Annotated in this window: 5 protein-coding genes; 4 read left to right on the top strand and 1 reads right to left on the bottom strand. The window is 55.8% G+C overall.

The features are described from left to right. Positions 1-162: 162 nt before the first annotated feature. Complete coding sequence (locus tag QZ170_RS04600) at positions 163-2,337, bottom strand: polyribonucleotide nucleotidyltransferase (protein ID WP_297177825.1); 2,175 nt, start codon at positions 2,335-2,337, stop codon at positions 163-165. Between the two features lie 867 nt (positions 2,338-3,204). Here QZ170_RS04600 and QZ170_RS04595 point away from each other — a divergent pair. From QZ170_RS04595 to QZ170_RS04580, 4 genes are all read left to right on the top strand, one after another. Beyond that, positions 3,205-5,784 (top strand): TonB-dependent receptor, encoded by a 2,580-nt coding sequence (locus tag QZ170_RS04595; protein WP_297177822.1) that lies wholly within the window; start codon positions 3,205-3,207, stop codon positions 5,782-5,784. A gap of 598 nt (positions 5,785-6,382) precedes the next feature. Continuing rightward, a complete protein-coding gene (locus QZ170_RS04590) occupies positions 6,383-9,448 on the top strand; it encodes a carboxypeptidase regulatory-like domain-containing protein (protein ID WP_297177819.1) in 3,066 nt (1,021 codons plus the stop codon). Between the two features lie 24 nt (positions 9,449-9,472). After that, complete coding sequence (locus QZ170_RS04585; protein WP_297177816.1) at positions 9,473-11,068, top strand: RagB/SusD family nutrient uptake outer membrane protein; 1,596 nt, start codon at positions 9,473-9,475, stop codon at positions 11,066-11,068. Positions 11,069-11,085: 17 nt separating this feature from the next. Beyond that, positions 11,086-12,237 (top strand): substrate import-associated zinc metallohydrolase lipoprotein, encoded by a 1,152-nt coding sequence (locus tag QZ170_RS04580; protein ID WP_297177813.1) that lies wholly within the window; start codon positions 11,086-11,088, stop codon positions 12,235-12,237. Position 12,238: the final 1 nt, after the last annotated feature.

Here is a 12,238-nt window from a genome sequence, read left to right as displayed (position 1 = left end):
CGGGGTAGATCAAACCTTCGAATAGATGCGCCTCCATAGTGCCCCATACAAAGAGGTCGCCGTAGACCCGAGGCTCAGCCCTCTCTGGGGCGAGCTACTTGGGTCTACGGCGACTCAGGGGATAGAGGGGTAGAGGCTACCCCGTATACTTATAGTGGAGTGCTATCGGGGACGACGCTCGCCACGCTCAGGGCGGGGGCGACGCTCGGGCTCCTTGTAGCCCTCAGGCTTGGGGAGGAGGGCACGACGGCTGAGCTTGAACTTACCCGTCTTAGCATCGATGTCGATGAGCTTGACCTCGATCTGCTGGCCTTCCTGTAGACCCGTGTCTTCGATCTTCTCGTAACGCTTCCAGTCGATCTCCGAGATGTGTAGGAGACCATCCTTACCTGGGAGGAACTCTACGAAGCAACCATAAGGCATAACCGAAGAGATCTTACCTGAGTAGACCTCACCGACCTCAGGCATAGCGACGATGCCCTTGATCATGCCCACTGCGGCATCGATAGCATCCTTGTTGGAGGCGCTGATCTCGACGACTCCAACGCCATCGACTTCCTCGATGCTGATAGAGGCACCGCTCTTCTCCTGCATACCTTGGATGATCTTGCCACCAGGGCCGATGACAGCACCGATGAATTCCTTACCGATACGTAGGGTGACGATACGTGGAGCGTGTGGCTTGAGGTCATCACGAGTCTCTGGCTGAGCCTCTAGGATCTTGCCTAGGATATGTAGGCGTCCCTCACGAGCCTGAGCAAGAGCACGCTCTAGGATCTCATAGCTAAGACCATCGACCTTGATGTCCATCTGGGTAGCGGTGATCCCGTCTGCTGTACCTGTGACCTTGAAGTCCATGTCCCCTAGGTGGTCTTCATCACCGAGGATATCAGAGAGGATTGCGTAGTTCGTCCCCTTGTTCTCAGAGATAAGTCCCATAGCGATTCCCGAGACGGGCTTAGCGATGGGCACCCCAGCGTCACGTAGGGCGAGGGTACCGGCACAGACCGTAGCCATTGAGGAGGATCCGTTGGACTCGAGGATGTCGGAGACTACACGGATCACATAGGGGTAGTCTGCGGGGAGCATACGCTTCAGAGCACGGTGGGCGAGGTTACCATGACCGATCTCACGACGACCGACACCACGCTGTGGGCGAGCTTCACCGGTAGAGAAGGGAGGGAAGTTGTAGTGGAGGAGGAAACGCTCCTTGCCGTAGTTTAGGACGTCATCGACGAGCTTCTCATCGCTCTTCGTCCCGAGGGTAACGGTCGTCAGGGACTGTGTCTCACCACGGGTGAAGACCGCTGAGCCGTGGGGCCCTGGGAGGTAGTCGGTCTCGATCCAGATAGGACGGATCTCTGTGGTCTTACGTCCATCCAGACGCTTCCCCTCGTCGAGGATAGCACGGCGCATAGCCTCCTTCTCTACATCGTGGTAGTAGCGGGCGATGAGTGGAGCCTTCGTCTCGAGCTCCTCCTCGGTGTACTTCGCCTTGTACTCCTCTACGATAGCCTCGAAGGCCTCGGCACGGGCATGCTTGTCTGTGCCCGAGGTAGCTACAGCATAGGCCTTGGCATAGCAGGCCTCGTGGACGTCCTTGCGGAGCTCCTCGTCGTTCTCCTCGTGGCAGTAGGTACGCTTGACGAGCTTGCCCACAGCCTCGGAGAGCTCCAGCTGTGCTCGGCACTGTTCCTTGATAGCCTCGTGGGCGAACTTGATGGCTTCGAGCATCTCGCTCTCCTGTACCTCCTGCATCTCTCCCTCGACCATCATGATGTTGTCTAGGGTAGCGCCGACCATCAGCTCGATGTCTGCTCTCTTGAGCTGCTCGAAGGTGGGGTTGATGACGAACTCACCATCGACACGTGCTACACGTACCTCACTGATAGGACCATTGAAGGGAATATCAGAGACAGCTAGGGCAGCCGAAGCGGCAAGACCAGCTAGGGCGTCGGGCATATCGACACCATCGGTGGAGAGGAGGAGGACATTGACGAAGACCTCGGCATGGTAGTCGTCGGGGAAGAGTGGACGTAGGGCACGGTCTACGAGGCGGCAGGTCAGGATCTCGTAGTCCGAGGCCTTGCCCTCACGACGGGTGAAGCCACCGGGGAAGCGGCCAAAGGAGGCATACTTCTCCTTGTACTCTACTTGTAGGGGCATGAAGTCTACTCCGGGGTTGGCATCCTTAGCGGCGCAGACGGTAGCGAGCAGGACGGTATTACCCATACGGAGCTCTACCGCACCGTCGGCTTGCTTGGCAAGCTTGCCTGTCTCTAGGATGATCTCTCTCCCATCGAGCAGTGTGATGGTCTTGCTAATTGGCTGTAGCATTATCTTAAATTGAGTTACTGATATAATCCTTCTTAATCGGGCGCAAAGTTAGGTAAATTAACGCTATTAACCCGCACCCCCGCCGTATTCCTTAGTACAGCCGTATCCGACAGCACATCGCCCACAGGTGGAGTAATCGGATATGGGGATAGAGGATCATAGGATATAGGGGTAGCTTGAGCCCCTCCTTATCCCCGAGTCGCAGGGAGCTAATTCCGTACCCCTATCTCCTCCCATCCACTGCCTCTACGAGGCCTACGAAGGGATACTCTCCCCCCATACGACGGGCTTACCGAGAGGGCTACTGTGTACACGCATGTACACTACTGTATATACGCGTGTACACTCTTGTATACCTGCGTGTACACAAGAGTGTATACGATAGGAGCTCTTCCCCCTACTCTAGGAGGTACGCAGGGGGGGGTAGGTAAGTGCCTCACCCCCTCACCCCCTTAGTCGGCGACCCAATCCTATCTCCTACCTTTATATATAGCTAGCTTAGGAGGGGAGTCCATCTCCTATCACAGAGGGGGCGTAGGTACAGCGACTCGATGACGACGAGCTGGCTAGTCGGCTACCCCGCCCTACCTCCTACCTTTTATATATAGTTAGCTTGGGAGGAGAGTCCCCCTTACCACTGAGAGGGTACGGGGGCGAGGCATTAGGCATCCCCACATATAGGTATAATGAGTCTGATATAGAGCTAGATGGAGAGCTTGTTATATTTTTGCACCGCTTTTCCCCCGAGGGCGAGCCTACAGATTGCTTCCACCCCTCGGGTGTGATTACGAATTGGTATCAGCACCCTAAGGAGTGGGTGCTACGTCCCTAGGGGACACCATCCTTACTCAAAATTATATACACTAGATGAAGCTTTTACGACTTTCCCTATCCCTATACCTCGTCGCCCTGGCGATGAGTGTAGATACGGTGGCTCAGAACCCTGCAGATAGCCTGCGACAAGGGCGGGCAGAGGATGCCTCTGGATACGGCTCCGAGGGTCGTGGGCACCAAGCCCCACAGAGCCAATACTACGACCTACGTGGACAGCTCACCGACGCCAACGGCGTCCCCCTCTCTGGCGTCCTCATACGACTCCAGGATACACCCCTACAGGCAGTGAGTGGCCGAGGGGGCTTCTACCACCTGACAGGGATACCTCAGGGGAAGTACCTCCTGAGGGTACACGGCGCAGGCTATGAGCCTCAGGAACGACTGATCATCTTCGGGCTAGACGGGAGGAATAAGGATAGCCACCAGCACGAGGACTTTGTCCTCACCGAGCGGGAGAGTATCCTCCCCGCAGTAGATGTCGTCGGGCGTCGTGAGCAGACCTACAAGAATACGCTCTCCTTCGCAGGGACCAAGACGGCGACTGCGCTACGTAACGTCCCTCAGTCCATCGGCTACGTCACCAAGGAGCTCGTCCTAGACCAAGCAGCCACGACCGTCAATGACGTCGTGAAGAATATCAGTGGTGTGAACCAGTACTCCTTCTACAACGACTTCTCCATCCGAGGCTTCCGTGCTACGGGCAATCGGAATTCGGGCAACCTCGTCAACGGCATGCGCTCCCAGACCAGCCTCTGGCGTCAGTCCTCGCTCGCCAACGTAGAGCGTGTGGAGGTGATCAAGGGGCCGGCCTCAGCACTCTTCGGCAATGCCGCCCCGGGTGGGGTGATCAACCGAGTGACCAAGAAACCCCTCGACGTCGCCCGACGCTCCGTGACCCTCACCACTGGGAGCTTCAGCACCACGCGTGCCTATACCGACCTCACGGGCCCGCTAGACGAGAAGAAGAAGACCCTGCTCTACCGCCTCAACCTCGGCTACGAGAGCTCTGACAGCTTCCGTGATCTACAGGGGGTCACGACCTATATCGTCGCTCCCTCCTTCTCCTACCTGCTCTCCGAGCAGACCCGACTAGGGATGGACCTCGTCTATGACCGTAGCCTAGGCAAGATAGACCGTGGAGTAGCCGTCTTCGGGGACGGGGATCTCTTCTCTCGCCCAATCTCTGCCACCCAGTCCGCAGCCAACGACTACCTCAAGGAGCAGAAGGTCAATCTCACCCTCAGCCTCTCCCACCAGATCACCCCGGGACTGCTCTTCAATAGCACCTACCTCTACTCCTCCTACGACGAGGATATGCTGGAGCACTCCCAGGACAATGCTTTCGTCAAGAAGGCCGATGGCTCACTCGACCCAACCAAGGTCTTGATGCGTGTTACGCAGCGTATCCGCCAGTTCCGCAACCACAGCTTCAACAACTACCTGACCTGGGATGTGGAGACAGGAGCCGTCCGTCACAAGCTCCTCCTAGGCTACGACTACTTCGCCACCGATCTCCTCCCCACCTCCTCATATATCGAAGCCGGGGGCTACCTACTGAAGAACGGACGTACCGCCAAGGACTTCGACCCGACGAAGAGTAGTAATTACCTCCTCGACAAGGATGGGAACCCACGGACCAACGTCCCGGCCTTTGACCTCAACACCAACGATGGCAACCGCTATCAGGACATCACCAAGTATCTCTACACCTCCAAGGCGATGCTCCCCTCCACACAGTACTCCCAGGGGATCTACCTCCAGGAGCAGCTCTCGTGGTGGAAGCTCCAGCTCCTCCTCGGGGCTCGTCTGGAGTGGTTCACCGACGTGACCAAGCTCGCCTCGGGTGCGGAGACCAAGACCCACCAGCAGGCCTTCACCCCTCGTGTCGGTCTCGTCTACAGCGTCCTGCCGACGACCAACCTCTATGGCACCTGGATACGAGGCTTCGAGCCCCAGAGTGTCGCCGTACAGAGCAACCCCGCTACGGGTGGGCCCTTTGCCCCCGTACAGAGTGAGCTCTGGGAGGTCGGAGCCAAGGGCGAGTACCTCCATGGACGACTCAGTGTCACAGCTGCTATCTTCGACCTACGCCAGCGCAATACCCTCTACAACGCAGGGGTCTCCGGACAGCCTGACCTGATGATACCCATCGGAGAGGAGCGCTCCCGAGGTATCGAACTCGACGTAGCAGGCACTATCCTCCCCTACTGGAGCGTAATGGCCAGCTATGCCTACAACGAGGCCGAGATCACCAAGGCACCAGCCTCCACCCGTGACCTCAACCTCCAGCGTCCAAGTACCCCCAAGCACTCTGCCAACCTATGGACGAAGGTCATCGTCCCCACGGGGGCACTGCGTGGGCTCGGCCTCGGCTTCGGGATCAATGGCGTCTCGGAGCGTCTCGGTCAGGTCGCCAAGCGTGCGAACGTCATCAGCTACCCAGGCTATGCCCTCCTGAACCTCGCACTCTACTATAAGATCCGTGCCGTACAGCTCCAGCTGAACCTCGATAACGCCCTCGACAAGCGCTACTACATCTCGGGCTACGACCGTCTACGCTCCTTCCCCGGAGCCCCTCGCAACCTCATCCTCTCCGCTACCTACCGCTTCTAGCCTCCGTACATCCCGAAGCCCGAGGGTGGGTACCCCTCTCTATGGCCTCCCCCCTCAGGTAGTCCCTGAGTAGCAGGAGTGGCTAGTAGATCTCTCCACCGAGACCTACTAGCCACTCTACTTTTCCTCCCATAGCCTCAGGCACCATCAGCCTAGGAGCATACTAACGACTCCGTGATAGCGCCCCGATACAGATGCGCCCCCCCGATTTTCTTCCCATCTATCCCTCCACGCTCTCCCTCTTGACCCCGAGGGTGCAGTATCTCCAGCTTCGGTCAGACCAGAGAGTGGGCTCCTAGACGGCATATACCCTACTCCCCCAGATACTCCATAGCTACTCCCCGACCCAGCGAACCTCTATTTCCACACCTACGCCATACGCTCCTCGTCCTCAGCTAGATGTAGGCCTCGTATACACCTTATTATATAATAGGGGATGGAGCGGAAGGGGAGAGGGGATACGGGGGCTTGATGAGGGCGGATACTTCCTTAAATTTTATAGGAAATCGAATAATCCTCAACACCTTAACTTTTTAAAATCTTTTGACTATATTTGCTATGCAACTAAGCACTAACCAATAAACGTATCTATCCGATTATGACTATTAGACTACGTCGTCTGATCTTGAGCTTGATCCTCCTGATCAGCTCTATGGGTATCGTTTGTGCTCAGACGCTTCGAGTGAGTGGTACGGTACGAGACTCCAAGGGCAGCCCCCTGCCTAACGTCTCCGTCACCATCAAACTAGACAACTCCAAGCGCACCACAACGGACTCAGAAGGTAAATTCGCCCTAGAAACTCCTCAGCAGGCAGTACTCGTATTCACCCTGACAGGGAAGAAGACCGCAGAAGTCGCTGCCACCGACAAGCCCCTAGAGGTCACCCTAGAGGATGCTGACAAGAAGGGTGCAGTCGTGACGACTATGCGCCAGACGACTTCTATTAACACTAAGTACTACCCCCTATGGGTTATCGACGGAGTCGCCTACAAGCAGGACAAGGACTTCAACACAGCCGACCTCGCCTCTCCCGATGCCCACCGTATCATAGCAGCTGCCCTGCCTGGGCTCTCGGAGCGTGACATCGAGGATTTCACAGTGATCACAGATGCCTCCGCCACAGCCCTCTATGGGAACCAAGCTACGGGGGGGGTAATCTCAGTCCGCACACGAAAGGCCCAGCAAGGGACGAACTTCCTCAGCTATACCTCGCAGCTCACCTATCGCTTCCGCCCCTCATATCGGGAGTTCAATATCCTCAACTCACAGGACCACCTGTCGATGATGAAGGAGCTAGAGGCTGGAGGAACACTAACCCCCGAGAATGTCCTCTACAAAGACACCTACGGGATCTACGGGTGGATGTACGACAACTCGATCAAGTACGAGAATGGGAAGTTCTATCAGGATAACACCCGCGCAGGCCAGCTCGCCTACCTAAGACAAGCAGAGCTAAGAAATACGGACTGGTTCAAGGAACTCTTCAAGAACAGTATCAAGCAACAGCACACCATCACCCTCAACTCAGGTAGCCAGAAGGCCTCCTACTATGCGACCCTGGGGGTCACACTAGACCCAGGATGGGCAAGGGAAACACACTCCAGAGACTACTTCTTCTCACTGAACGCAACCTTTAAGCCCCTAGCGAATTGGACCTTCGGGATGAGAGCAAATGCCTCCTACGGCCAATACCATGGCGGGAACGACTTCACTGCCCTAGATCAGGCACAGAGCCTATCCCGCACGATGGATCCAAACACATACTACCGGTATAAATACACTCCCTTCAACATCAAGAACGAGCTACGGCAGAACTATCGAGATGATGACGATCTCAATCTCCGTCTCCAGGCTTCTCTCGAGTGGAACCCTATCCGACAGTTCAGAGCATCCCTCGTCACCTCGCTGCAGGTCAATAGTGTGGCGTATGAGTTCACTCGTACCGAGCACTCCAACGTCGCTCAGCGATTCCGTGCGATGGACAAGCGACTCATCCGTAGCAACAACCCCTACCTCTACAAGCCTGCCGAGGATGTCTACGCCCTGCCCCAGACCGTCATGCCCTCTGGTGGATACCGTACAGTGCAGGACTATCTCTCACGTAAGGTAGACGTGATGGCTCGTGCTATCTACACCGACAGCTTCGATGAGGGGAAGCACTCCCTCACGGCCACCGTCGGGTCAGACCTCTACGACAATATGCAGCGCAACGGCTGGCATAATGAGTATGGGGTGAACTTTGACCTCGGTCAGCTACAGACCTACGATCCACTGATCTTCCGCTGGCTACGTGACCGGAGTGAGGACTACTTCAAGCGTACGACGACGATCGACCGCAACGTCGCCTTCGTGGGTAGCGCCTCCTACCAGTACCTAGGCCGCTATACCCTAGATGCTTCGTTCCGCTACGAGGGGACCAACAAGTATGGGAAGGCCACCATCGCCCGCTGGATGCCGACCTGGAACGTAGCTCTCGGCTGGGATGTGACGAGTGAGCCCTTCTTCGAGCACCTCAGACCTCTATCCTCGCTCTCCACCAAGCTCTCCTATGGGATGACCGCTACGCTCCCCTTCGTCTACAACTCCAATCAGCGTATCAAGCCCTATCTCCCCTTCCGTCCCAACGGTGTCAGTGAGACAGAGCTCTATATCGACCAGCCAGCGAACCATGACCTCACCTATGAGAAGATGTATGAGCTGAACTGGGACCTCAATCTAGGCTTCCTAGAGGACCGCATCTCGGCCTCGCTGAGTGTCTTCTCTCGTCAGGGTCGTGACCTCGTGGACATCTCCTACAATCAGGGTACAGGGGGCTTCTTCAAACTCTATGGGAATGTAGCCTCCATGACGGCTAAGGGTGTCGAGCTCTCCCTGACGACACAGAACATTAGGACCAAGGACTTCGCTTGGACGAGCACATTCTCCTACTCACGCAATACCAACAAGGTCACTAGGCTGAACTCTCGCCCAGACGTCTCTACGCTGGTAGGCTCCTCGGGTGCTGCACGCGAGGGCTATCCCCTACAGTCGATCTTCTCGATCCCCTTCTACAAGCTATCCTCTGAGGGCTTCCCCCAGTTCTACAATGCTGAAGGGAAGATCGAGCGAGACCATATCGACTACAGTGCGACGACGAATCTAGACTACCTCAAGCACTCAGGTACGAGAAGGCCTATCGACGAAGGGGGCTTCAATAACGCCTTCCGATGGAAGGACTTTAGCCTCAGCGTCTATGTCCTCTACTCCTTCGGAGCTGTGAAGCGTCTGCCTAGCCAGTTCGGTACGACCTATGGGGACTACTATACCCTAGGACACGAGTTCAACCGCCGATGGATCAAGGCTGGAGACGAGGAGCGTACGAACGTGCCTAGCCTCCCCACCTCCGCACAGCGGGAGAAGAACCCTACCCTATCGAATGCCTACACCAGCTACAACAACTCTGATGTCCGCATCGCCCGCCTAGACTTCATCCAGCTACGTGATATTACCCTTGGCTATAGTATCCCCAAGCCCGTACTGGAGAAGACCTTCCTCTCCTCTGTAGATCTAAAGCTACAGGCCTCCAACCTCTTCCTGATCTACTCGGACAAGAAGCTCAATGGTGCCCTACCCTATGGCTATGAGCCCCACTCGATCATCTTCACCTGTACTGTAGGTATCTAGTCATCATCATAATACGAGAGAATTATGAAGCTAAGAATTCGCCCACTAAGGGGCTTGATCGCACTCGCTCTACCCCTACTGATGAGCTCGTGCAATGCCTTCCTCAGTGAGAACCCAGACTCCGATCTAGTAGACCCAACGTCACCAGCTCAGATACAGAAGATGCTCATCGGCGTCTACTCCACCAGCTCGATCAACTTCCTCACCGAGCTCTCCTCGGATAATATCCTAGACGACGGGACGAGTAACCCCAATACCAGTACCTTCGCCGAGGATGCAGCCTACTGGAAGGCTATCCACAATGCTGATGACTACTACGATGCACCCTACAAGCTCTGGGAGAAAAGCTACTATGCCATCGCCCTAGCAAACGAAGTCATCCAAAAGGTCAACTCCCTAGGACTAAAAGACAATGTCGCCATGGTCAGCAAGGGTGAGGCGCTTGTGGCACGAGCCTGGACACACTTCCAGCTCGCCAATACCTTCTGCCTCCCCTACGACCCCCAGACGAGCTCCAAGGATCTAGGTATCCCCTACGTAGCAGAGCGTGTGGTGAACCTACAGCCCGATTACCCTCGTGGTACCCTAGCTGAGACCTATAGGCATATAGCGAGTGACCTCAAGGAGGGGATCGCCCTGCTCGAGCGCTATCCATCCAACTACAGTGAGGACATCAAGAAGTTCCACTTCAACCCTACCTCTGCCTATGCCTTCGCTGCTCGCTTCTACCTCTACTATCAGGACTGGGCCAAGGCTGAGGAATATGCTACGAAGGTACTCGGGAACAACCCCAGCCTCGTGCTACGAGACTGGAGTATCTTCACCAAGATCCCCCGCACCGAGAAGGCCTATGCACTCGCCTACTACGACACGAAGCTAGCGGCCAACCTACTCTCCGTCTCCACCTACAGCTCCTACCAGTGGCAGACGACGAGCGGTACGAGCTACTATCAGTCTCGCTTCACCCAAGCCAAGGAGCTGACACAGAACGAGACCCTCTTCGCTCAGAACATCTGGGGGCAGAGCGATGCCTACTACTTCGCTCCATTCATCTATGTGGAGGGGAATATCAACAAGACGGTGCAGGCCAAGCTCCCATCCTTCCCTAGCAGCGACTACCAGACGATGGATACCCCGCTGACCACAGACGAGACCCTGCTGGTACGTGCTGAGGCTCGTATCCACCAGAAGAAGTACGATGAGGGGGTGGCAGACCTCAACCTCTGGACCTCTCGCTACCTCAACGATGGCGACAACGCTCAGAAGCCACGTAAGAAGACCTTCACAAAGGATGAGATCATCGCCTTCTATAAGGCGCTTAGCTACGACTCCAAGGTACGCCCTACGATGAAGAAGAAGCTCAACCCACACTTCACCATCACGGCAGGTGATGAAGAGTTCCTCCTACACCACGTACTGCAGTGTCGTCGTATCCTCACCCTACACGAGGGACTACGCTGGCAGGACATCAAGCGCTACGGCATCACCATCTACCGCCGTATCAACAAGAACAGCAACTACAGTGTCGCCGCAGAGCTCGGTGATCGTGACCCTCGCCAGGCTATACCTCTCCCCCAGCAGGCGATCAAGGGTAGCATCGTTCAGAACCCTACGAAGTAACTCAATAAGAAACAGCTATGAAGAAGCTAATATTCCCCTTCGTCATCGCTTGCGCCCTAGGAGCACTCGCCTCATGTAGCTCCGATATCGATAGGGTTAAGCCCGACCGCAAGGTCATCGACACCGAGGATGTAAGCCGACTGACGAGGCTAGATAGATATATACAGAAGGCCTTCGCCGAGAAGTACAACGTCAGCATCGACTATCGCTACGACGATAAGATGACCGACCGTCGCTACCTCCTAGCCCCAGTCAAGGAAGAGAAGGCAATAGAGTTCCTCAACCTCATTGACTTCGTCTTCTTCGAGACCTACAAGGAAGCAGCTCCCGAGGGTTATGCCCAGAGGCATACCGTCAAGTTCGTCAACCTCTATGGCTCCTCCGGCTACGCCATGGACAGGCGTATGGCTGGGGCAGCTCCACAGGGTATGATTTGGATGTACAATATCAATGAACTGAATACTCATATCGATAGGACGAGGCTCGATACTCGAGCTAAGGACTATGCCTACTGGATTGCCTCCAAGCGTGTGACAGCAGAGATCGAGAGACTCGATGAAGAAGCCAAGGCAAAGACGGGCACAGGGCTCACCGATACAGAGAAGAAGAAGCTCAAGGATGAGCTGACACCCAAGTACGAGCAGGAGGAACTGTCTGGTGAGAAGTACCAGGGGCACATCAAGACAGCTACACTTGAGCTCGAGCAGCGTATGCGTAGCAGCTACATCAGTACCCTCTTCCACGAGTCGGCCCATACGCTCCATGAGGAGCGTGCTTACCCACCTGAGTACGACAAGCTCTCTGCACTAGACTATCAGAAGCAGGATGCCTTCTCCTACTGGTGGCGTAACGGTAAGGATTCACGTCACGCGGGCTTCGTTAGTGACTATGCTAGTACTGATGCCGACGAAGACTTCGCAGAGCTCTTCGCCACCTATGTCCTCTCCTCCGAAGGCGAGTGGAATGAGCTCCTGGCGTATGCAGACGCAAAGATCCGACCCAGCGCCAAGTACACGGGCAAGGAGATCATCCTACAGAAGCTCGCCATCATGAAGCAGTACATCCGTGACGAGTACCATACCGACCTCGATGCCATCCGCCAGAAGGCACTCGAGAAGCTCTACCAAATCCCCTATAAGGACTTCACCCAATACCCAGCAGGATACTAAC

The organism is uncultured Porphyromonas sp. (assembly GCF_905372525.1).
Lineage (GTDB): Bacteria > Bacteroidota > Bacteroidia > Bacteroidales > Porphyromonadaceae > Porphyromonas.
Note: the sequence above shows the minus strand (reverse complement) of the source record. Positions and strands in the feature narration are given on the sequence as shown.